19 protein-coding genes and 1 pseudogene are annotated in these 21,865 nt (G+C 73.7%); 7 read left to right on the forward strand and 13 right to left on the reverse strand.

Going from position 1 to position 21,865, the window contains the following annotated elements; all coding sequences use genetic code 11:
* Positions 1–111 precede the first annotated feature (111 nt).
* Positions 112–1,518: a short-chain fatty acyl-CoA regulator family protein gene (locus ACIQOE_RS22405; RefSeq protein ID WP_365559965.1), complete on the forward strand. Its 1,407-nt coding sequence runs from the start codon at positions 112–114 to the stop codon at positions 1,516–1,518.
* Positions 1,519–1,559: 41 nt separating this feature from the next.
* A complete protein-coding gene (locus ACIQOE_RS22410; RefSeq protein WP_351324062.1) occupies positions 1,560–1,952 on the forward strand; it encodes a (2Fe-2S) ferredoxin domain-containing protein in 393 nt (130 codons plus the stop codon).
* Between the two features lie 54 nt (positions 1,953–2,006).
* Here the strand turns inward: ACIQOE_RS22410 and ACIQOE_RS22415 are convergent, their stop codons facing one another.
* Positions 2,007–3,563 carry a GMC family oxidoreductase N-terminal domain-containing protein gene (locus ACIQOE_RS22415; protein WP_365559967.1) on the reverse strand — a complete coding sequence of 519 codons (1,557 nt, stop codon included), beginning with the start codon at positions 3,561–3,563 and terminating at the stop codon, positions 2,007–2,009.
* 233 nt (positions 3,564–3,796) lie between these two features.
* Here ACIQOE_RS22415 and ACIQOE_RS22420 point away from each other — a divergent pair, with 233 nt between their 5' ends.
* The gene (locus ACIQOE_RS22420; protein ID WP_401413215.1) at positions 3,797–5,134 is read left to right on the forward strand and encodes an aminotransferase class III-fold pyridoxal phosphate-dependent enzyme; all 1,338 of its coding nucleotides are present in this window, start codon (positions 3,797–3,799) and stop codon (positions 5,132–5,134) included.
* Between the two features lie 12 nt (positions 5,135–5,146).
* On the opposite strand, the gene ACIQOE_RS22425 is transcribed toward ACIQOE_RS22420, so the two are convergent.
* Positions 5,147–5,788, reverse strand: coding sequence for a helix-turn-helix domain-containing protein (locus ACIQOE_RS22425; RefSeq protein ID WP_351324066.1), 642 nt, complete (start codon positions 5,786–5,788; stop codon positions 5,147–5,149).
* A 195-nt stretch (positions 5,789–5,983) separates the two neighbouring features.
* Positions 5,984–6,421 carry a glutaredoxin domain-containing protein gene (locus ACIQOE_RS22430; protein WP_365559971.1) on the reverse strand — a complete coding sequence of 146 codons (438 nt, stop codon included), beginning with the start codon at positions 6,419–6,421 and terminating at the stop codon, positions 5,984–5,986.
* Between the two features lie 150 nt (positions 6,422–6,571).
* On the opposite strand from ACIQOE_RS22430, the gene ACIQOE_RS22435 reads away from it, so the two are divergent.
* Positions 6,572–6,889, forward strand: a complete 318-nt coding sequence (locus ACIQOE_RS22435) for a hypothetical protein (protein WP_401413220.1) — start codon at positions 6,572–6,574, stop codon at positions 6,887–6,889.
* Positions 6,890–6,892: 3 nt separating this feature from the next.
* On the opposite strand, the gene ACIQOE_RS22440 is transcribed toward ACIQOE_RS22435, so the two are convergent.
* The 3 genes from ACIQOE_RS22440 to ACIQOE_RS22450 all read right to left on the reverse strand — a co-directional run bounded on the left by ACIQOE_RS22440 (position 6,893) and on the right by ACIQOE_RS22450 (position 10,294).
* Positions 6,893–8,422 carry a CoA transferase gene (locus ACIQOE_RS22440; protein ID WP_351324072.1) on the reverse strand — a complete coding sequence of 510 codons (1,530 nt, stop codon included), beginning with the start codon at positions 8,420–8,422 and terminating at the stop codon, positions 6,893–6,895.
* Positions 8,423–8,501: 79 nt separating this feature from the next.
* Complete coding sequence (locus ACIQOE_RS22445) at positions 8,502–9,455, reverse strand: 3-hydroxyacyl-CoA dehydrogenase NAD-binding domain-containing protein (protein WP_401413222.1); 954 nt, start codon at positions 9,453–9,455, stop codon at positions 8,502–8,504.
* A 104-nt stretch (positions 9,456–9,559) separates the two neighbouring features.
* Complete coding sequence (locus ACIQOE_RS22450; RefSeq protein WP_351324075.1) at positions 9,560–10,294, reverse strand: acetoacetate decarboxylase; 735 nt, start codon at positions 10,292–10,294, stop codon at positions 9,560–9,562.
* Between the two features lie 223 nt (positions 10,295–10,517).
* On the opposite strand from ACIQOE_RS22450, the gene ACIQOE_RS22455 reads away from it, so the two are divergent.
* Positions 10,518–10,970, forward strand: coding sequence for a MarR family winged helix-turn-helix transcriptional regulator (locus tag ACIQOE_RS22455; protein ID WP_401413225.1), 453 nt, complete (start codon positions 10,518–10,520; stop codon positions 10,968–10,970).
* A 77-nt stretch (positions 10,971–11,047) separates the two neighbouring features.
* On the opposite strand, the gene ACIQOE_RS22460 is transcribed toward ACIQOE_RS22455, so the two are convergent.
* A complete protein-coding gene (locus tag ACIQOE_RS22460) occupies positions 11,048–11,893 on the reverse strand; it encodes a helix-turn-helix transcriptional regulator (protein WP_351324079.1) in 846 nt (281 codons plus the stop codon).
* Positions 11,894–12,494: 601 nt separating this feature from the next.
* Between ACIQOE_RS22460 and ACIQOE_RS22465 the strand changes: the two genes are divergently transcribed.
* Positions 12,495–14,216: a BTAD domain-containing putative transcriptional regulator gene (locus tag ACIQOE_RS22465; RefSeq protein ID WP_351324081.1), complete on the forward strand. Its 1,722-nt coding sequence runs from the start codon at positions 12,495–12,497 to the stop codon at positions 14,214–14,216.
* A gap of 66 nt (positions 14,217–14,282) precedes the next feature.
* On the opposite strand, the gene ACIQOE_RS22470 is transcribed toward ACIQOE_RS22465, so the two are convergent.
* From ACIQOE_RS22470 to ACIQOE_RS22495, 6 genes and pseudogenes are all read right to left on the reverse strand, one after another.
* Positions 14,283–14,834: a GAF domain-containing protein gene (locus tag ACIQOE_RS22470; RefSeq protein WP_401413227.1), complete on the reverse strand. Its 552-nt coding sequence runs from the start codon at positions 14,832–14,834 to the stop codon at positions 14,283–14,285.
* A gap of 275 nt (positions 14,835–15,109) precedes the next feature.
* Positions 15,110–15,922: pseudogene (locus tag ACIQOE_RS22475) on the reverse strand (S8 family peptidase); the annotation flags it as partial.
* A gap of 8 nt (positions 15,923–15,930) precedes the next feature.
* On the reverse strand, positions 15,931–19,209 hold the full coding sequence (locus ACIQOE_RS22480; protein WP_401413229.1) for an adenylate/guanylate cyclase domain-containing protein: 3,279 nt from the start codon (positions 19,207–19,209) through the stop codon (positions 15,931–15,933).
* 19 nt (positions 19,210–19,228) lie between these two features.
* Positions 19,229–19,474, reverse strand: a complete 246-nt coding sequence (locus ACIQOE_RS22485; RefSeq protein ID WP_362176827.1) for an aroma-sacti cluster domain-containing protein — start codon at positions 19,472–19,474, stop codon at positions 19,229–19,231.
* A 1-nt stretch (position 19,475) separates the two neighbouring features.
* Complete coding sequence (locus ACIQOE_RS22490; protein WP_351324089.1) at positions 19,476–20,222, reverse strand: iron-containing redox enzyme family protein; 747 nt, start codon at positions 20,220–20,222, stop codon at positions 19,476–19,478.
* Positions 20,219–21,319 (reverse strand): radical SAM protein, encoded by a 1,101-nt coding sequence (locus ACIQOE_RS22495; RefSeq protein WP_365559981.1) that lies wholly within the window; start codon positions 21,317–21,319, stop codon positions 20,219–20,221. Before ACIQOE_RS22495 ends, ACIQOE_RS22490 begins: the two co-directional genes overlap by 4 nt.
* Before the next feature lie 299 nt (positions 21,320–21,618).
* Here ACIQOE_RS22495 and ACIQOE_RS22500 point away from each other — a divergent pair, with 299 nt between their 5' ends.
* Entirely contained in the window at positions 21,619–21,834 is a 216-nt protein-coding gene (locus ACIQOE_RS22500) for a hypothetical protein (RefSeq protein ID WP_351324093.1), read from the forward strand.
* The last annotated feature ends 31 nt before the right edge of the window (positions 21,835–21,865 follow it).

Here is a 21,865-nt window from a genome sequence, read left to right on the forward strand (position 1 = left end):
GCCAACTTCTGCGAATCTTCGCGCCGCGTTTTGCCAATCTTGCGAAGAGTTGCCGAAGGTCGCTGTCCCGTAAGCTGGCCGGATCCAGTGCTCGGTGCGGAGGAGTGGTCGGTGGGCAAGACGTTTGCGGGCGCGCGGCTGCGGCGGCTGCGCGAGGAGCGCCGGATGAGCCAGGCCGAACTCGCGCGGCTGCTGGGCATCTCGCCGAGCTACCTGAACCAGATGGAGCACGACTCCCGCCCGCTCACCGTCCCCGTCCTGCTGCGCCTGACGGAGGCCTTCGGGGTCGACCCGGGGTTCTTCTCCGAGCGCGACGCCACCCGGCTGGTGGCCGACCTGCGCGAGGCGCTCGCCGGGGAGATCGCCGACGCCCGGGTCTCCGCGGCCGAACTCGCCGACCTCGCCGGGCGGTTGCCCGCCGTCGCCCAGGTCCTGGTCGACCTCGGCCGCCGCAACCAGCGGCTCTCCGAGCGGCTGGCCGGCGCGGCGGACGGCCGGGACGTGGACCGCGGATCGGCCGCCTCGCCGCACGAGGAGATCCGGGACTTCTTCTACCGCCGCCAGAACTACCTGCACGACACCGACCTCGCGGCCGAACGTCTCGCCGCCGAGATCGGCATCCGTCCCGGCGAGGTCGTCGGCGCGCTGACCGCCAGACTCGCCGCCTCCCACGGCATCCGGCTCGCCACGGAGACCGGGGACCGGCTGCACCGCTACGACGCGAAGACCCGCACCCTCCACCTGTCCCACCGGCTGCGGCCCGGCCAGCGCGCCTTCCGCATGGCGACCCAGCTGGCCCTGCTGGAACACGCCGACGGCCTCGACCAGTTGGCCGACGAGGACTTCGAGCGCGGCTCACCCACCCACGCCCTGGCACGCATCGGCATCGCCAACTACTTCGCCGCCGCGTTGATCCTGCCGTACGCCGCCTTCCACGCGGCCGCCGAGGAAGCGCGCTACGACATCGAACGCCTCACCGACCGGTACGGCCTCGGCTACGAGACGGTCTGCCACCGCCTCAGCACCCTCCAACGGCCCAGGCTGCGCGGCGTTCCCTTCTCCTTCGTCCGCGTCGACCGGGCGGGCAACCTCTCCAAGCGCCAGTCGGCGACCGGCTTCCACTTCTCGCGGGCCGGCGGCACCTGCCCGCTGTGGAACGTCTACGAGGCGTTCGCCGCACCCGGCCGCATCCACGTCCAGATCGCCGAGATGCCCGACGGACAGCGCTACTTGTGGACCGCCCGCGCGGTCACCCGGCACCGCGGCGGCTGGGGCGAGCCCGGCAAGACCTTCGCCGTCGGCCTCGGCTGCGAGATCCGCCACGCCCACCGCCTCGTCTACTCCGACGGCCTGGACCTGAGCGGCACCGCCGCCGCCACACCCATCGGCATGGGCTGCCGCGTCTGCGAACGCCTCGACTGCCCCCAGCGGGCCGCGCCGCCGCTCGGCCGGCCGCTGCGCATCGACCAGGACACCAGCATGTTCGTGCCGTACCCGGTCACCGAGGGCACCAGGTGACCGTACGGCGGAATGATTCTTCCGGAAGAGGAGCACGACCCGTGACGTCCGACCAGCGCCCCGCCGGGGACCGTACGGAGCAGACCCACGCGGGACCGGCGCCGAGCCGCGTCGTCGTCTGCCGGGACTGCTGCTGCGGCACGTCCAAGGTGCCCGGGGTGGACCACGCGCGACAGGTCGCCGACCTGGCCGGGCAGGTCCCGCTGCGCGTCTCGGACTGCCTCGACGTCTGCGAGCACGCCAACGTGATCGTCGTCCAGCCCTCCGCCGCCGCCCGCGCCACCGGCGCCCGCCCGGTCTGGCTCGGCCTCGTCAACGACCCCGACGCCACCGAGGACGTCGCCCGCTGGGTACGGGCGGGCGGCCCCGGCGTCGCCCCGTGCCCCGACATCCTCGACCTGTACGTCTTCACCCCGCCCCGCAGGGCGCGTTGACCACGGCCGCGTGCGCATCGCACGACCGCGCGCGGGACTCCGGCCGGGCGCCGGCTACGGGCTGGTCCGGCCCGGATCCCGGCGGCCGCCGTACCGGAGCAGCTCGGCGGCCCGCTCGGCGACGGCGCAGACGGTGGCGTTGGTGTTGGCCGAGGGAATGGACGGGATGACGGAGGCGTCGGCCACCCGCAGCCCGCCGACACCGCGCAGACGCAGTTCGCCGTCGACGACGGCCGACGGGTCCGCGCCCATGCGGCAGGTGCCGACGGGGTGGTAGTACGACGCCGGGGTGCCGAGCACGTAGGCCCGCAGTGCGGCCGTGCCCGTCGTCGCCGGCCCCGGCACGGCCTCGCCCGCGCGCCACGCGTCGAGCGCGCCGGACTCACCGATGTCCCGGGCCAGACGCAGCCCCCGTACCGCGGTGTCGACGTCCGTCCCGTCGCCGTAGTAGTCGGGATCCACCAGAGGCGGAACGCCCGGATCCGCGCTCGCGAGACGGATGGTCCCGCGGCTGCGGGGCGTGATCGCGGACACGGCGACGCTGTACCCGCCTTCCGTCCCGGTCCGGGCCGCGGCCGGATCGCCCCGCGCCACGTCGATGAAGAGGATCTGGAGGTCGGGGCCGTCGAGTCCCGGCCGGCTGCGGACCAGACCGAACGCCTCACCGTGGTTGTTCGCGCCCGGCGGGACCGGCCGACGTGACCGGTAGGCGAGGTAGGCGAGCGGATGGTCGTGCAGGTTCTCTCCCACACCGGGCAGGTCTGCCACGACCTCCACGCCCGTACGGCGCAGGTGCCGCCCGGGACCGATGCCGGAGAGCAGCAGCAGGTGCGCCGACCCGATGGTGCCCGCGGTGAGGACCACCTCGCCGGAACAGCGCACCGACACCGGGCCGGCCGCGGTGCGGTACTCCACTCCCGTGCAGCGCCCGCGGCTGATGAGCAGCCGGTGCGCCTGGGCGCCTGTCACCACCGTCAGGTTGGTGCGCCGCACGGCGGGCGTCAGGTAGGCGTCGGCCGCGCTCTGCCGCCTGCCGCCGACGATGTTCAGGTCCGACCAGCCGAACCCCTCCTCCGTACCGCCGCTGATGTCGGCGGCGCGCCGGTGCCCGCACTCGGCCGCTCCGTCGAGCAGGGCCGCGACGAGCGGATGCGGAGGGTCGGCCGGTCCAACGGAGAGGGGGCCGTCGGTCCCGCGCAGCGCCGGGTCCTTTCCGACGGTGCTCTCACTGCGTCGGAAGCACGGCAGCAGACCCTCGAACGACCAGTCCGCCCCGGCCGCCTGCGCCCACACGTCGTAGCCGGAGCGGTGGCCGCGCACGTGGTTCATCCCGTTGACGGCCGAGCCACCGCCCAGCGCGCGCCCGCGGGGGAGCGGCACGCGGCGGCCGTTCGCCCGCTGCGGGACCGTCAGATCGCCCCAGACGGCGTCCGTCTGAAGGAGCGTCGGCCACTGCGACGGCAGCGCCGTCGCGGCCGCGGTGTGCGCCGAGCCCGCTTCGAGCAGCAGCACCCGGGTGCCCGGGTCCTCGGAGAGCCGGGCGGCGATCACACTCCCGGCGGTCCCGCCGCCCACGACGATGAATGCGAATTCCTCGGTGTTCTTTTCCATACCTCAGGGGACAGCCGTACCGGCCGCCGGACCATGCGCGTTCCGGTCAGCGGAACCGGCGGCGGGAGCCACGCCGTGAGGGAATGCCGGGCGCCTGTTCCGCTGGCCGGAACACCCTTTGAACCGGAGCGCCCCGCGGATTCTCATCGAGGAAACGGCTCGCGGTTCCCGCTTTCCGGAGCCCGCGCACGTTGCCCGTTCCTCCTTCCTCCGCGCGTACGAGGAGAATCGCCATGGCTTTCCACCCGACCACCCTGCTGGAACCGCACACACCGCCCGCGCTGACCACCGAACCGCACGTGATCGTCCGGGGCGAAGGCCTCACCGTGTGGGACCGCGAAGGGCGTTCCTATCTCGACGCCACCTCCGGAATGCTCTGCACCAACCTGGGATACAGCCAGCCCCGGCTGGTGCGGGCGGCCGAGCGGCAGATGGCGCGGCTGCCGTTCTTCGCGTCCTTCGCGCACCGCACCGCCGACGTCGCCCTGGCCCTCGCCGACGATCTCGCCCGGCTGGCACCGCTGCCCATGGGCCGTACCTTCTTCGCGAACTCGGGTGCGGAGGCCAACGACAGCGCCTTCAAACTGGCGTGGTACTACCACCGGTGCCTCGGCCGTTACGGACGGTCCACGGTCATCTCCCAGGAGCGGGGGTACCACGGCACGACCGTGGCCGCCGGTTCCGCGACCGGTCTGGACTTCGTCCACCGGGGATTCGGCCTCCCGCTGCCGTCCTTCGTCACGGTGGCCTGCCCCGATCCGCACGGGCCCCTCCGCGAGGGCCTGTCGGAGGACCGTTTCGTCGACCGGCTCGTCGGCCGCCTGGAACGGCTCATCGAACACGAGGGCCCCGACACCATCGCCGCGTTCATCGCCGAACCGATCCTCGGCGCGGGCGGGCTGATCATTCCGCCGCCCAGCTACTACCCGCGCGTCCAGGAGGTCCTCGCCCGCCACGACATCCTGTTCGTCCTCGACGAGGTCGTGACCGGCTTCGGACGCACCGGATCGATGTTCGCCACCACCGAATTCGGCCTCGCCCCCGACCTGATCACCCTGGCGAAAGGGCTGTCCTCCGCGTACGCGCCGATCTCCGCCGTGATGGTCGGACAGCGCGTCATGGACACCATCGCCGACCGGTCGCCGGATGTCGGCGCGTTCGGCCACGGCTTCACCTATTCGGGACATCCGGTGGCGGCGGCCGTCGCCCGTGAGGCGCTCGCCATCGTCGTGGAGGAGGACATTCCCGGGCACGTACGGGAGACGGCGCCCACGCTGATGACCGCCCTCGCCGACGCGTTCCGCGGCGAGGCGTGCGTCAGGGACGTCAGGGGATACGGATTCCTGGCCGCGGTCACCTTCGTCACGGGTGCCGGAGGCCTGCCCGAGGGCGAGTGGGGCGCCCGGGTCATGGCCGAGGCGGTCGAGCACGGGCTGCTGGTACGGGCCGTCGGCGACACCGTCATCGTGGCACCGCCGCTCGTCAGCACCGGCGAGGAGATCCGGACCATGGTCGGCCTGCTGGAGAAGGCCTACCGGGCGGCGCTCGCCGGGACCCGCCCGGCGTGGTGAAGGACCCGCGGCTCAGCGTTCCGTGCGGCGCTCGTCCGACAGGATCAGCGCGACGACCCGCTCCAGAGGACGCTTCAGGGACTCCACCTCATGGTCGTCCGGCCGAGCGAGTGAGGCGACGACCGTTTCGCCCGAGGGCAGGAGGGCGGGCGCGGCGATGCACAGGCAGTCCGGTCGGACCTCCTGGTACTCGGCCGCCACCTGCCCGGACCGCAGGGCGCGCCAGAGGGAGGCGGCCGGGTGCACCGCGGCCAGGCGCTGTTCCGACGCGGGGAAGAGCGGGGCCATCAGGGAGCCGTGCGCGCAGTACACGGTGTCCAGGACACCGTCCGACATGCGGTGCAGGAAGACGCTCGCGCCCGTGGCCCGGGCCAGCGCGTTCAGCCGGGGGCGGGCGGCGGCCGCCAGCGGTGAGAGCGGCGGCCCGGCCGGCATCAGCGTTCCGAAGCCGGGTGCGAGCGCCCACTTGTGGTCGCGGCGCGTGACGACGTCCTCGCGGGCCAGCTGCTCCAGCAGCCGGTGCGCCGTCGTCTTCGGCATGCCCACGGCAGAGGCCAGCTCGGTGACCCCGAGGGGGCCCGGCGCCTCGCCCAGCACACGGACGAGCGCGAACACGCTGTGCACCACTCCGGAAGGCCGGTCCTCGTCGACCATGACACGCTTCTCTCAGCCGAGCGGTACGCCGTCCGGCTCCGCGGAACGGTTGCCGGGTGACGCTCGTACCGCGCGCCGAGAGCGGGACTGCGGCACGGCCCGCCGGCTCCCGGCCCTGTGACCAGTGTGACCCAGCGAAGCCCGCCGGGCACCTGAACCGTCCCGGTCCCTCTCGCCCACCGGGTGCGGGTGCGCTCACGCGGAACGGGAGAGCAGCTCGCGCACCCAGGCAGGATCGGGGTTGGTGTGCGGCCGGCCGTCCACGAACACGGTCGGCACGGTCTCGTTGCCCTCGTTGACCGCGCGCACGGCCGCGGCTCCCGCCGGGTCGCGCCAGATGTCGACCCAGTGCAGGTGGCGGGCCCGGCGGCCGAGCCTGATCCGCAGGCGCATGCAGTACGTGCAGCCCGGCCGCCAGAAGACGACGGGCCTGCCGTCGAGCGCGCTGAGCCGCCGCGCCTCCTGCGCACCGACCGACCTCGGGAAGACCAGAGGCGAGCAGACCCACGCGAGCCCCACAAACACCACCAGCCCCACCACGGCCGCGCCCGGACTCCCTCCGGACCACCATCCGGCCGCGACACCCGCACCACAGAACACCAGCAGCAGAGGCAGCACCCAGACACGCATCATGCTGCCGCACGCTACCGGGCGAGGGAGTGCCCGACGGACGCGGGTAGGTCCGGTGAGCCCGATCTGCCAGGCTGCACTCCGCGGTCCCGCCCGCGCCCACGGAACACGGCACGTCCGGTGCCAACGGGCCCTTCGATCAAGGGAGATGTCATGCGACTTCTGCTCACGGACTCCGGTGTCACCAATGCGAGCATCATGGCGGCACTGGTCGAGCTGCTGGGCTGGCCGCTCTCCGGTGACGACGGCGCCCTGGGGCTCGTCGATTTCTGCCTCTTCCCGCACCTCGACAGCCCGGACTCCCCGGAGAACAGCATGGCCGAGGCGGAACGCTGGGCCGCCACGGCAGGTGGCCCGGCGTACGCCATCGATGCCCGGACCGCCCTGAAGGTGACCGACGACGGTGTCGAGGTCGTCTCCGAGGGGCACTGGCGGCTGTTCGACGGGGGAGAGCGGATTGCCGGTGCGTGACGGTCAGTTGGGCTGGGGGAGCCACAGCGGGGCGCTGCCGCCGCGGGGGAGGAGGACGTCGCGGAAGCGGCCGGGGGTGCGGGACATGACGACCTGGTCGGTGACGCCCTGGTAGTGGCCGCAGGGCGTGTCGGCGGTGAAGGTGTCGGGGTCCAGGTAGGCGTGCGGGGAGGCGGGGTCGGGGTCGAGCGCGGTCGCGTGCGCGTAGTCGCGGTCGAAGACGCCGAGGCTGAGGATCCAGGTGGCGATGCGGGTCAGGTTGAGGGTGACCCGGTAGCTGCCGCCCTCGGTGGCGCGGCGCATCAGCGCGGCGAGCGCACCGGTCGTCGCCAGCCAGGACAGGACGTAGTCGTTGACGACGCTGATGTACGGCAGGGCCGGCGTACTCGTCGGCCCGGCCCCGACGCCGTCCTCGCCCTCCATGAGCATGATGCCGCTGAGCGCGCCCGCGGTCTGGTCGAAGCCGACGCGGTGGGCCCAGGGGCCGGTCTCGCCGGCGAGGTAGATGCTGATGTGGATGATGCCGGGCCGGACGGCCGCCGCCTCCTCGGCGGTGAGGCCGATCTTCTCCAGGTAGCCGGGACGGCGGTTGGCGTAGAAGATGTCGGCACCGCGCAGGAGTTCGCGGATCCTGGCCTGACCTTCGACGCCGTACGGGTCGATGGTGGTGGAGCGCACGCCGACGTTGGCGGTGTTGTAGGTGGACTCGTGCTCCAGCTCGTTGGGCCGCCAGATGTTCAGCACGTCCGCGCCGTGCTGCGCCAGGTCCCGGCCGACTCCGGCACCGGCGATGATGTGGCCCATGCCGAGGGCCCGTACGCCGGACAGCGGCTGGGCGGCCGACGCGGAGAGCGGTTCGGGCTCGCTGTCGCCGATCTTCTCGACCTTGATCAGCGGCTGCCCGGCGATGTACTCGTACGCGGGCTCGCGCAGGAACTCCTCGGTGGTGCGCAGCATGGGCATCACCACGCCGATCTCCTCGCCCGCCTGCTCCAGGTCGGCGGCGTTCCACTTGGAGACGGCGTCCGCCACCGCCTGCTTCTCGGGCCAGGTGCGGAGCAGCTTGTAGACGGCGTTCTTGATCTTCGGATAGGGGTTCAGCGGCATGACCCAGCGGCCGTCGCGGGTCTGGTAGAAGTCGAAACCGAGCGGGTTGACCGGGTCCGAGGGCGTGCCGCCGGGGTAGCCGTTGAGCAGCTCCCACTTCTTGTCGTAGAAGGGGCACAGCCGGTGCGGGGCCTTGCGCAGGTCCATGGTGATGTCCTGGCCCTCGCCGGTCCGGCGCTGCCACAGGGCGGCCAGGGCGACCGACTTGGCGGTCATGCCGAGGGCCGGTACGGCGCCCAGCCGCATGATGCTGGGGACGACCGGGTCGGCACCGACGAAGGTGATCCGGCCGCCGCTGTCCCCGGGGTGCAGGCCCACCGAGGCGAGGACCTCGCGCAGGGCCTCGTGGATGTCGAAACCGTCGTCCGAGGTGGCCGGGGAGGCGAGGGTCTTCTGGATGCGTTCGGTGAGTTCTTCGGCGCTCATGGAATCCGTGATCTCCGTGGTGTCGCGGGTGCGGGTGCGGGTGCGGGTGCTGGTCGCCAGGTGCCGGGACGGCGGCGGGTCAGGCGTCGAAGGTCTCGCCGAGCGCCCGCATCACGGCGATCTGCCGGCGGTCGCGTTCGGCGGCGAGTTCGTCGACGGTGCCGCCGAACTCCTCGGCCTGCTCGGTGAGCAACTGCCGGGTGGCCTCGTCGAAGGCCACCTTCTCCTTGACCATGTCGGCCCAGCGCCGCTCCATGCCGACGCCGAGGTGGCTCATGAAGTGCGGCAGCCCGCCCTCCCCGCCGCCGAGGTGGAAGGAGCGGAAGGGGCCCGCGACGGCCCAGCGCTGGCCGATGGACGAGGTGACGATGTCGTCCAGTTCCGCCATGGTGACGACGCCCTCGGTCACCAGGTGCACGCACTCGCGGAAGATCGCCGCCTGCAGCCGGTTGGCGACGAAGCCGGGCACCTCCTTGCGCACCACCTGCGGTCGCTTGCCGAGGTCGCGGTAGAAGGCGCGGGCGCGCTCGACCGTCTCCTGCGAGGTCCGCGCGCCCGGCACGACCTCCACCAGCGGCACCAGGTGCGGCGGGTTGAAGGGGTGCCCGACGACGAGCCGGGCCGGGTCCTTGAGAGCGGTGGCGATCTCGGTGGCGGGAATGCCCGAGGTGGAGGTGGCGAACAGGGCACCGGCCGGTGCGCTGCCCTCGATGGTCTGCCAGATCTCGTGCTTGAGTTCCAGCCGCTCGGGGCCGTTCTCCTGCACCAGATCCGCGTCGCGGACCGCGGTGGCCAGATCCGGTTCGAAGGACAGCCGCGCGGTGAGCGACGAGGTGTCCAGTCCGAGCGCCTTCAGCGCGGGCGTGGCCTGCGCGACGTAGGTGCGTACGGCCTCGTCGACGCCGGGCTGCGGGTCGCTCACGGTGACGGACAGACCGCGGGCCAGGAACAGCGCGGTCCAGGAGGCGCCGATGACGCCTCCGCCGACCACGGTGGCGTTGCGGATCCCGGCGATGCTGTCGTTCTGGGACATGCGGAACTCCTGCTTCTCTTCTGATCGGCTGCTTGTCTTCTGATCGGCGCGCGAGCGCGAGGGCGCGGGGTGCCGGTGCGTGGGGGTGAGGGCGGGGGAGCGGGTCAGGCCAGGTAGTCGTGGACGACCCGCGCGCGGCCCAGGGTCAGGTCGGTGAGGAGGTGCGAGGCGGAGACGATCTCCAGGACCGGCAGGTCGGCGAGCGGGGCCAGGGCGTGGGCGAGCAGCTGCAGCCGGGCGGGTCCGCTCCAGGCGCCCTTGACGGTGAGGTCGTCGATCCGGGTCCGGACCAGCTCGCAGATGCGGGGCGTGCCGTCGTAGTGCGGGAGCTTCTTGAGCATGAACGTCGGCTGCGTCAGCTCCTCGCGGGCCTGCTCCGCGTCCAGCGGCCGGTGCTTGTAGCCCATCGTCGCGCGGGCGACGGGCAGCGAACCGTAGTCCAGGGTGCCGACCAGGGTGTCCTGGTCGACGTAGAGCCGCGGGCGGCCGAGCTTCTTCGGGAAGGCGCCGATCTCCCGTCCGCTGGCGATCGCGGGGAAGTTGTCCACGTACATGGACAGGCTGTACTCGCCCGTCTCGCCCTCGAACTCCACGACGGCGAGCTGGCCCGACTCCGTGTAGTCGCCCAGCCCGGTGACGTCCGGCATCCGCATGACCTCGAAGCGGACCAGCGGCTCCGTCACCCGCAGCGGTTCCGGGACGACCCGCCGCAGGGCGTCGGGATCCGTGCGGTAGGTGATGTTCAGATACTCGCGGTCGGTGAACCGGTACGGGCCCACCGGAAAGGCCGGGGCGTCCAGTGGTGTGCTCGGTGTGCGGACGACGTCCTCGATGCGCATGACCCTTGCCTGCCTCTCGCGTCCCCATGTCGGACATAACGACACTAAGGGGACTGAATGCCGCGCACCTGCCCTCGGCTCGGCGTTCCGGGACGCCCGACCGGCGGGTGCGGTCTCGATGCTCAGTTGCATAATGCAACAGGACTACTGTAAGTCGGCCGGTCCTCTGTTGCAAAATGAAACTCCGAGGCGGCAGCCCGGGACGTTACGAAGGGACACGCGCGTGGCCGACGACGACACGGAGATCCGCGGACTGGTCCGGGAGCTGGTGACCCTCTCCCGGCGCTTCCGGGGCAACGCCGAACGGCTCCACCCGGACCTGAGCTTCGTCGACTACTCCCTGCTGTCCGAGATGGACGCCCGCGACGGGGCCCGCGCGACGGACCTGGTCGGGCTCTACGGCCTCAACAAGTCGACGATCAGCCGCCAGGTCACCGCGCTGCAACGCGCCGGCCTCGTGGTGCGGGAGGCCGATCCGCAGGACCACCGGGCCCGGCTGCTCCGGCCCAGCGACCTCGGCCGGGAGCTTCTCGCCCGCGCCGACGCCCTGATGTACCGGGAGGTCGACGCCCGCACCGACGGCTGGGCCGCCGGCGAGGTCCGGGCCCTGCGCGGACTTCTCACCCGCTACAACGCCGGGGCCTCCGCGGTCGCCGCGGACCCGGCGGACTCCTGAGCCGCGCCCGGGCGAGGCGTAGGGGCGGGGTGCGGGCGGGCGGCCGGGGCCGGACCGTGGGTCTGGGGTGCCGGGGGTCAGTGCCGCCCGGCCAGGCTCTGGGTGCCGAGCACCGAGATCAGCTCCAGTTTCTCGGCGGCCTCGGTGCCCGGCTCGGCCGAGTACACGAGGATGCGCAGGTCGTGCTGCTCGACCCGGAGCTGGTCGCAGTCCAGGGTGAGCAGACCCACGTGCGGATGCTCGATCGTCTTGTGCGACGCCTCCAGCCGCCCGACGACCCCCGCGTCCCACAGCTCCGCGAACCGCTCGCTCCCGGCGCGCAGCTCGGCGATCATGCGGTGCAGCTGACGGTCGGCCGGATAGCGGGCGGCCGTCGAGCGCAGCTCGGCGACCATGCCGGTCTCGAAGGCGCGCCGCTCCGGAGGAGTGTGCCGCACCCTGCTCGGCCGGCCGAGGAAGTTCCGCCAGACGCCGTTGCGTTCGAAGCCGCGCAGGCCGGACGGGTCGCCCATCAGCGCCCCGTACATCGGGTTGGTCACCAGGAGCGTCATGGCGGCGTCGGAGACGGCGACCGGAGTACCGGAGAGCCGGTCCAGCAGCCGCTGCACGCTGGGCGTCAGATACCCGGGCACCACGTCCGGACCCGGCGGCACCAGGCCCGCCAGCCCGAACAGGTAGGTGCGTTCGTCCGCGGTGAGCCGCAGCGCCCGCGCCAGTGCCTCGACGACCGGCACGGACGGATGGGCGGCCCGGCCCTGTTCGAGGCGTGTGACGTAGTCGACCGAGATCCCGGCCAGCAGCGCCAGCTCCTCGCGCCGAAGCCCGGCCGCCCGCCGCTGACCGCCTGTCGGCAGGCCCGCCGCGTCCGGGGCCACCCGGTCGCGCCAGCGCCGCAGGGACCGTCCCAGTTCCGTCGCCGTCATGGCTCCCAGTGAACACCGCCGGTCGCCGATGTGCCTGGTACCACCAGTACCAGTGCCGGCCTGCCCCGCGGTGACGGCGTCGCCCGGCGGTGGCCGCGGGGAGCGGCGCGGACCGGCACGACGTGCCCACCGGCCCGGCCGGGACGCCGTGCCGGTGCGGGCGAGGAGATCGCCCGCGGGATGTCGTCCCGTGCTTCTCGCGCGGCCCGCCGCCGTCGGCAGGGCGCCGTGCGGCGTGCGCGAGTGACGGGACATGTCCGACGCCGCCTGTGCGCACCGGTGACATCGCATTCCTTCGGGGCGCCGTTGCCCGCGGAAATCACCGGCGCACCACACGCCCGTCGATGCGGGCCCGGATGCGGGAATGCGGCAATCCGGCGCAGATAAAAGGTGTGGGACACATATAGTTCCCGGCGGATGTCCGAGCGGCCGGCACCCGGCGCCGCCCTTCGCTGATCCGCTTTCGCATCATCGCAAACCCGCCGCCCGCGCGCTGCGGCCCGACCGCGCCGGGACACAGCGTACTTCGCCCCTTTAAACAGCAGGAACTTGCTGGTCGGACCCTCCTGCCAAGAAGATTCGGCTGTGGCAATGTCGACACATGAGTCGGTTGGTCACAGCGTTCGGGGAATTGTGTGTGCGCGACGACGGGAGAGGTGCGGCCGATCTCGGCGGCCCGAAACCACGTCTGTTATTGGCCTTACTCGTCAGCCAGGCCAACAATGTCTTACCGGTCGACGGCCTGATCGACGCCCTGTGGGTCGGCCGGCCGCCGCGGACCGCGCGCAAGAACCTTCAGGTGTACGTCTCCCGGCTGCGGCGCGTGCTGGGCGGCCGGCTGACGCACACCCCGGGCGGCTATCTCCTGCGGCTCGATCCTTCGGAGTGCGACCTGCTCCGGTTCGAGGAACGGGCCCGGGCCGGCAGGCGGCACGCCAGGGACGGAGAGACGGAACCGGCGTGCGGCGCGCTCGCCGAGGCGCTCGACCTCTGGCAGGGCAGACCCCTGGTGGAGTTCGGTGACGTGCCGTATCTGACCGCGGCCGTCGACCGGCTCCAGGAGATGCACGTGGCGGCCCTGGAGGAGTGGGCCGAACTGGAGAACGAGCGGGCCGGCCACCCCCTCGTGCTCGACCGGCTCCAGGAGCACGTCGTCTCCCACCCGCTGCGCGAACGGCTGGCCGCCGCCTGGATCACGGCCCTCGCGGCGACCGGCCGGCGAAGCGAAGCCGCGGCCCACTTCGACACCGTACGACGGGCCCTGGCGCGGGAGTTGGGGGTGGCGCCGGGACCGGCGCTGGCGGTGCTGCACCGCCGCCTGCTGGAGCCCTCCGCGTCCGCCCGGCGCCCGGGTCCGGGCAACCAACTCCCGCGCACCTTGCCGGACTTCGTAGGACGGGCCGATGAGGTGCAGCGGGCGCTCGGCTACTTCCGGGGCCGCCGTGAGGGCGGGGTGATGGTGGTGTCCGGACCGGTCGGGGTGGGCAAGTCCGCGCTGGCCGTGCACGTGGCGCATCTGCTCGCGGACGCCTTTCCGGACGGGCTGGTCATGACCGAACTCGGCAACCGCTCACTGGGCTCGGTCCTGCGGGCGCTGCTGGACAGCGTGGGGCTGCCCGGCACGCAGAACGTCGCGCAGGCCCTGGCCCGTTGGCGGACCTGGGTGGCGGGCCGGCGGATCCTGCTCGTGCTGGACGACGCCGTGGGGCAGCAGACCGTGCTGCCGCTGCTGCCGGGGTCCGGGGCCAGTTGCACGCTGGTGACCAGCCGGTACCGGCTCAGCGGGCTGGACGCCGTGGGCCGGGTGGAGCTGCCCGCGTTGCAGGAGGCCGAGGCGACCGAACTGCTGGGCCGGATCATCGGGTTCGGCCGGGTGATGAGCGACCGGGCGTCCGCGCGGCGGATAGTGCACTCCTGCGAGGGGCTTCCGCTGGCCGTCCGCATCATCGCCGCGAAGCTCGAATCGCTGCGCCATGTGCGGCTGGCGGACTACGCGGACCGGCTGAGCGGCGCGTCCTCGCTGCTGGACGAGATGGCGGTGGGCGAACTCGTGCTGCGGGAGCGCTACGAGGCGTTCTGGCGGGACCTGCCGCAGCAGCAGCGGCTCGCCTACCGGCGCCTCGCCTCCCTCACCCCGCCGTTCCGGTACGACCAGGTGTTCTCCGAGGTCGAGGAGTTGCACGAGTGCAACCTGCTGATGCCGCCCGCCGGTGAGGTGAGCGCGCACATGGCCTCGTACGGCATGTCGGGGTTCACCCACGAGTTCGGCCGCCGGGTCACCGGCCACGCGGCCGTGGACGCGCCGCCGGTGCCGGGCCCGTGAGCGGACCCGGCCTCACATACGGCCAGATTTGACATGGTCACGCCCGTTTTGTCGCGAGCGTCGCGGTCAATGGGCCCGGTGGCGCAGGAAGTCGCGGAAGGCGTCCATCATCTGCTCGTCGGTGGTGCCCCAGGACGGTGAGCCCGCGCCGGGCGCGGCCCGGCCCGCGACCCGCAGCGCGATGGCCGCCTGTCCGGCGAACAGGGCGAGCAGGTCGAGGTCCTGGAGGCCGCCGCGCGGGCGGGGCGAGGGATCGAGGACCTCCAGGACGCCGAGGACCCGTCCTTCGGAGAGGAGCGGCGCGGCCATCAGGGCGCTGGGCACGTAGCCCGTCGACTCGGCGAGGTCACGGGCGAAGGCCCGGGTCAGGGTCAGGTCGTCGGCGATCATGGCCTGGCCCGAGGAGGCCACCCAGCCGGCGATGCCGCGGTGGGCCGGGAAGCGCGTGCCGACGAGCATGTCCTCGCCTTCGCCGGAGACGGCCTGGAAGACCAGTTCGCCGGCCTCGTCGTCCAGCAGGAACACCGAGCTGGCGGCGGCCACGAAGATGGCCCGTGCCACGTCGACCACGGACTGGAGCAGTGCGCGGGTGTCGTCTGACGGAAGAGTTGGGGGCACCTCGTACCTCACTTGTCCGGTTGGGTATCGGGAAGCTGGGGCGAGCCGGGCCGTCCGGTGGAGGGCCGCCCGTCGTCCGCGGGGGCGGCCGGGGACGACGGGGCGATCGGGGACGGTGGCGCGATCGGGGACGGTGGGGTCGTGGGGCGACCGGCGCCGTGCGCGGTGACGAGGCCGTCGGCCGGGTCGGCACCGGGGGCGGGGGCCGGGCCGGGCGCGGGCCGAACGGCGGCGGGCCGGGCGGCGGCGGGCGGGGTCGCGGCGACGGGGTCGTCCGGGGCCGTGGTCGTCCTCACGTTGGCCGCCGTCAGGTAGAGCACCGTCTTGAGCTGGAAGACGGTCAGCTCCGGGTGCTTGGCCAGGATCCGCGCGCACAGTCCCGCGACGCGCGGCGTGGCGAAGCTGTTGCCCGTCGTGCGGGTGACGCAGTTGTCCAGCCACGCGACGCGGACGTCCTGGCCCTTGGCGTAGAACTCCACGGGGGGACTCGGGTTGTACAGGTGCAGCCCGGTGTCGTCCTCCCGGTGGCTGCCGACCGAGACCACCGAGCTGAACCGCCAGGGGAAGCTGACCACGGGGCTGTTGTGCGCCGACGCGACGATGACGGAGCGGCGGAAGTACGCCTCGTCGGCCAGCTCGTGCAGCTCTCGTACGAATCGTTCGTGCGTGGTCGACAGGCTCATGTTGATGACGTCGAAGCCCTGTTCCACCGCCCACCTCAGACCGGCCAGCAGGAAGTCCCCCGTGCCGGTGAACCGTTCCCCGATCACCTGCACGCTGTGCAGCTCGCAGTCGGGGGCCACCTCGCGGACGATGCCCGCGCAGGCGGTGCCGTGGCCGCAGGCGTCGCCGCTGTCGGTGGGCACGACACGCGGGCGGCCGTCGTCGCCCTCGACGACCACGTGCGCCGACGCCACCCGCCCGATCATCACGTGGTCGCGCTCCACCCCGCTGTCGACGACGCACACCCGTACGCCGCGACCCGTGGAGCCGCCCCAGGCCCAGGCCGGGGTGACCTCGGCGCCGCCCGGAGCGGCCGCGGCCACCCGGATGTCGTCGGGCCGCCGGTCCCCGAGGCCCCAGCTCAACGCGCTCGTCACCGGTCGCCTCCGTTCGTCGCGATGCCGCCCCGCGTCTCGTCACGGGCCGTCCGAGCCGTGCTCGCGATCACCTGTGCCGCCGCTGCCACTCCCACGGCGTGTCCCTTGGCCCGGAACAGCCGGGCCGCCTGTTCGGCGCGCCGTGCGGCGGCGGTCGGCCGGCCCGTCCCGCCCAGCACCTGCGCCATGTCGAGCCGGGCGGTGGCACGGCCGACCGGCGAGTCGGTGGTGTCCGCCACCGCCACCGCACGGCGCGCCAGCCGCAGCGCGTTCACCTCGTCCCCGGACGCCACGGCGGCCAGGGCGCGCACGCCGAAGTCGTCGGCGGCGTCGGCGGGCGACAGCGTCAGGTCCGTGGCGAGCGCCTCGGGGCGCCGTCCTCCGGCGCCCGTGGAGCCGGGACCCGCCGAGGCACCGGCGGCGCCGGACCGCACCGCCTCCGGTGGCAGCCCCCGGGCGATCAGCACCCGTGCCAGGTCGCGCCGGGCGGCGGCATGCAGGATCGGCCCGCCCACCGTGCGGAAGGTCTCCTCGGCCCGCCGCAGCAGCCGCTCCGCCTCCTCCAACGAACCCGCCAGGACCTCCACCCCGGCGGCGAACAGCGGCCCGAACGCGGCCACTTCGGCGTAGCCGAGTCCGGCGGCGAACCGTTCCGCCTCAGCCAGCCGGCCGCGTGCCTCGTCGACCGCGCCGGACAGGGCGAGCAGGTTGGCCAGCGGGAAGTCCAGCGCGACCACCACGACCGGGTTGCCGGGCCCGTGCTCGGCGAGCAGGGCACGGCAGCGCTCGATCGCCTCACCGGCCGGGGTGGGCCCGTGCCACAGGGAGATGCCGAGCGCGCCGAGCGCCATGGCCCGTTCCGGGGCGGCCCCGGCTGCCACCGCGTGACGGAGCGCCACGGCCAGCAGATCGAGGGCGGCGCCGTGCCGTCCGGCGTACTGCTGCTCCTGGGCGAGCCGCACATGGGCGCGGGCGAGGCCCAGCCGGTCCTGGTGCTCCGTGAACACCGCGAGCCCGGAGCGGGCCGCGTCGGCGGCCGTGCCCGGCGAGGCGTCGGGGTCCAGGGAGGCCAGTTGCAGTCCGGCGTGGGCGCGGGCGAGCCGGTCGCCTGCCGTGGACGCCGCGTCGCGCACCTCCCGGAGCAGGTCACCGCCCTCGTCGCTGCGGCCGAGCGCCAGCCAGGTCTCGCCCAGGCCCTGCGCGGCATGCCGCCACCTGGCCTCGTCGGGGGCACAGTGGCCGAGGGCGCGGGCGTGCAGCTCCGCCGACCAGGACAGGTCGGCGCGGGCGAGCGCGTGCCGGCCGGCGCTGCTGAGCGCGTCGGCGGCCCGGCCGCGCAGGGTCTCGACGCGCTCGCCCCGCAGCCCGAGGTCCCGGCGGTGCAGGTAGGCCGCCTCCAGATGGTGTGCGGCCAGCGCCGGGCCGGTCTCCGAACTCGCGGCCAACTGCTCGTGCCAGGAGGCTCGTTGGCTCTTGCTCAGGGCCCGGTAGGTGACGTCGCGCAGCAGCCCGGAGCTGAACTGGTAGGTCGCCGGGGCACCGGGCGCCGGTTCGACGAGTCCGCGTCGTACGAGCTCCTGGACCGCCGATTCCAGGGGTGCCTGCTCCCAGCGCGGGTACGGGGCTCCGTCGGCGGGCGCGTCGAGGAGCAGGCGGACCTCCGCGGCGCCGAACCGGCGGCCGATCACGGCGCCCGCGTCCAGCATCGCCCGCTGCGGGCCGGGCAGCACGTCGATGCGGGCGGCGAGGACGGCGGTCACGGTCACCGGCAGCTCGCCGGGGTCGGCGCCGTCCTCGACCATGGTCAGCAGCTGCTCCAGATGGAGCGGGTTGCCCTCGGCGCGCTCCACCACCGCCTCCAGCGCGTCGACGTCGGGGTGTCCGGTCGTCAGGGCGGCGGCCAGGCTCAGGGATTCGGCCCGGGACAGCGGGAGCAGCCGGATCTCGTCGGCGGTGACCGGCGGCTCGTCCTCGCCGGTGCGCTGCGAGCAGACCAGCAGGACCGGCGACCCCGCCAGCATCTCCGTCAACCTGGCCACGCCTTCCAGGAGTTGGGGGCGGGCCCACTGGAGTTCGTCCAGTGCGAGGGCGACCGGCCGGGCGGCGGCCAGGCCCCGCAGCACCGCCGCGGCCGCGGTCCAGGTGGTCTCGGCGGACGGGCTGGGGGTGCCGTCGGCCAGCAGCCCGCCGTGCAGCACCTCGTAGGCCGCCTCGTCGTCCGGCACCGACACCGACCGGCTCCGGGTTCCGGCGGGCAGCCGGACCAGCGGACCTGCTCGCAGATGGGCCCGCACCTCGGCCTCCGCCTCCGTCCGAGGACCGCCCTCGGCCTCCGCGTCGGCAGGGACCGGAGCCCCCCGAACGGCGTCCTCGCTCAGCGGCGCTTCCTCGGCCGGTCCCTCCGCGGCGGACGCCGTCCCCTCTGTCTCCGCGATGCGCAGCACCTCCCGGATGGCGTCCGCGAGAGGCGCGAGGCTGGCCTCGTCGCGGTACGAGCGGCAGCGGCCGGTGCCGACCAGCGCCCCCTCGGCGGTCCTGGCCGCGAGCCACTCCCGGAGCAGGCGCGTCTTGCCGATCCCGGCGTCGCCGGTGAGCCGCACCAGCCGCCCGGTGCCGTCCCGTGCGATCTCCGTCCAGGCCGTCGCGAGCCGGTCGTACTCCCGGGTGTGTCCCACGAAGGGCGCGCCGGGCCGCGACACTCCCGGCGGTCCGCCCTCGGCGGTCAGCCCGAGCAGCCGGAACGCCTCGACGGGCTCGCGCTTGCCCTTCAGGGTCAGCGGACCCACGGACTCGACGACCGCCGCCGCGCCCAGCAGCACACGCGTGGCGGGTCCGACGAGGATCTGTCCCGGCCGCGCGGCCTGTTCGAGCCGGGCGGCGACGTTGACCACCTCGCCGGACACGACCGTGCCGTCCTTGAGGTCCGGAGAGGTGACGATCTCGCCGCTGTTGAGGCCGATACGGACCGCGAGGGTGCTGCCGAAGTCCCGGTCGAGTTCGGCGTTGAGCGCGTCCAGGGCCGCGATCATGTCCAGGGCCGCCGCGGCGGCCCGGTGCGCGTCGTCCTCGTGCACATGGGGCACGCCGAACACCGCCATCACGGCGTCGCCGATGAACTTCTCCACCGTCCCGCCGTGCGACTCGATGCCGCTCCGCATCGCCTCGAAGTAGCGCAGCACGACGGAGCGCAGTGTCTCGGGTTCCAGGGCTCCCGCCAGCTCGGTGGATCCGACCAGATCGCAGAAGAGTGCGGTGATGACCTTGCGTTGCTGCATGAGCGGTCCCCTCGCTGTCTCAGAACAGCGCCGCACCCGCGACGACGGTGTGTGCCTGCACTTCCGGCTCCACGGCGTCGAGCCGGGTCTTCAGGTCGAGGATCAGTTCGAGCTCCTGCGGGGTGAGCGAGGCGAACACGGCACGCTGCTCGTCGGTGAACGCCCCGACCGGGAAGCCCGCCTGCTCCAGGGCCCGCAGCGCGGCCTCGGTGCCGTGCCGCTCCGTGCCGTCGACGGAACCGTCCGCACCGGTGTCTGGCGTCATGTCAGTGATCCTCTCGGTCGGGAGGACGGCCGGTCCGGTCCGTCGCGTCGCTCAGGGCGTTCAGTACGTCGGCGAGAGCCTGGACGGTGTGGAGCGCGCTCAGCCTGACCGCCGCCCGCACCTGCGGGGGCGCCGCGCTCTCGTCGAGGGCGGTCAGCACCGCCGCGCTGTGCCCGCCGTCGATCTCCGCGTGCAGCCGCAGGGTGTCGAACGCGGCCGGGGGAAGTCCGGTGCGTTCGGCCAGCAGGGGGACCAACGACACGGCGGGCGCGTTGAGTTCGAGCACGGCCACGTAGCCGAGCAGGCACAGCGGGTGGAAGTGGTCGATCCAGTAGTACTGAGCGCCCACCAGGCGGGCGACCTCGGGCGAGGGCGGCCGGGCGAGTTCGCGACCGGGACGGAGGCCGGCGGCCTCCATGTCCCGCAGCAGCCAGGTGTCATGGTGCCGTTCGCGCGGGATGTGCGCGGCGAGGTAGCGGCGGAGCGGCTCGCCGGCCGGGTCGCGGCCGGGTGCGTCGCGGCAGTGGGCCAGGGCTCGTTCCATCAGGGGGACGGAGGCCCGGATCACCGTGTGCATGGTGACGAGGTAGCGCAGGTAGCGGGCGCGGAGGTCCCGCGGCTGCCACAGGCGGGCGGCGCTGCGGTGCAGGACGGGGGTCACGAGGCCGAGGACGGCGCGCAGTTCGGCACCCAGGGGGGCCTCGGCGGGCCGGGCTTCGGGCGCGCGGGGTCCGGGCGCCGCCGTCACGGCGTGTGCTCCTGCCGGGGCCGGACGGCAGGGCCGTGGCCGGGGTCGACCAGATGGGCGTGCCGGGCCGGGCCGTGCCGGGCGACGAGTGCCGCCGGTCCCGCCGCCTCGCCTCTGCGCACCGCCGCCGCTTGCAGCAGTTCCCCGGCGGGGCCGGCGCCGGCGCGGTCCGCCCAGTCCCGGGCGGCGTCGGAGCCGTCGAGCCGGTGGCAGGTCCCGCAGTAGCCGTCCGCGAGGGGCAGCCCGGCGCGGCCGGCGATGTGGACCGGGCCCACCGTGCGGATCATGCGCAGCATCGGGCCGGCGTGCGCGCGTTCGCACACGGTCTGCCAGGTGGTCGATCGGATGTCGCCGAGGCCGAGGTGGCCGGGGCGGACCCGGCGGTCGGCGACGTCCTGGTTGCAGCAGGCGGTGACGGAGCCGTCGCTGGTGACGACGGGCCAGGCGGCCATGTCGCAGGGGGCGGCGGCCCCCGGGTCGGGGAGGGCCTGCGGGCGGGGCCGCGGCCGCAGGCCGGCGCCCCGGCCGATCGGGCTCAGCCGGCCCACCAGCATGGGGACTTCGGTGCCGAAGCGGCGCTGCACCTGTGCGCTGACCTCGTCCGGGTAGGTGTCCGCCGGGCCGTCGGCGAGCACGTGCAGGCTCACCGCCACACCGGTGGCGAGCAGGCCGTCGAGCGCGTCGAACACGTGCGGGCGCGGGACCTGCCGTTCGTGGAACGCGTCGAGGCTCAGCGAGAAGTGGTCGACGGCGCGGGCCACGCGGCGCACCGTCGCCGGGAGCGGGCCGCCGTCGGCGAAGAACGCGCCGGAGAGCACCGCCGTCCGGGTGCCGTGGGCGCGTGCGGTGTCGGCGGCCTCGACCACCAGTCCGGGGCGGAGCAGCGGTTCGCCGCCGGTGAGCATGAGTACGTCGGGGCGGGCCCGGACCGTGAAGGTGCCGAGGAACCGCAGCAGCGCGGCGCGGTCGAGATCGCGGCCCTGGCGGGTGGCGGCGGTGGAGCAGTGGGCGCAGCTCAGCGGGCAGCGGTCGGTGAGCGTGACCAGGACACCCGCCCCGATCGTCTGGCGCAGGGACATCAGCTCGGCCAGCCGCATGCCCGCCCCCTCTCGGTCAGGCCGTGGTCCGGCACGAGTCGTACGTGACCGCCCCGAGTCTCGAACGTCCGGCTGCGAACCGGTTCGCAAACGGTATATGCGCAGGTCAGAGCCGCGCGATGGGAGAGGGTTCCGGTCCGGGCGGGTCCGGGCGGGGCGCCGTGCGGTCTTCCGCACCGGTCCCGAGCTGCGTTTTCACCGTCCGCCAACTGCTCTTGTGGCGGTCGTTCCTACCGTCTGGGTCCAGCCGGAACCGGAGTGGAAGGGACCGGCTGTGACCCATGAGGGAGGGAGATCCCATGGCGGATGCGGACCAGGTACCCGAGCAGGGCGAGGACGACTCCACCAAGGTCGAGAAGGCCGCCGAGGTGGCCCGCGCGGCAGAGGTGGCCGCCCACTCGCTCGCCGACGCCGTCCTGCAGCTTCAGCGGCTCGACCCGGAGAAGGAGGCGGCGGGCGGCAACGTGCCGCCGGCCGACAGCGGTGGCTCCTGCCACAACATCAGCTGCTTCTAGCAGCCGGACGACCGCTGCCGGGCCGCCGACG

Source organism: Streptomyces sp. NPDC091282 (assembly GCF_044757385.1).
Taxonomy (GTDB): Bacteria; Actinomycetota; Actinomycetes; order Streptomycetales; family Streptomycetaceae; genus Streptomyces; species Streptomyces gramineus.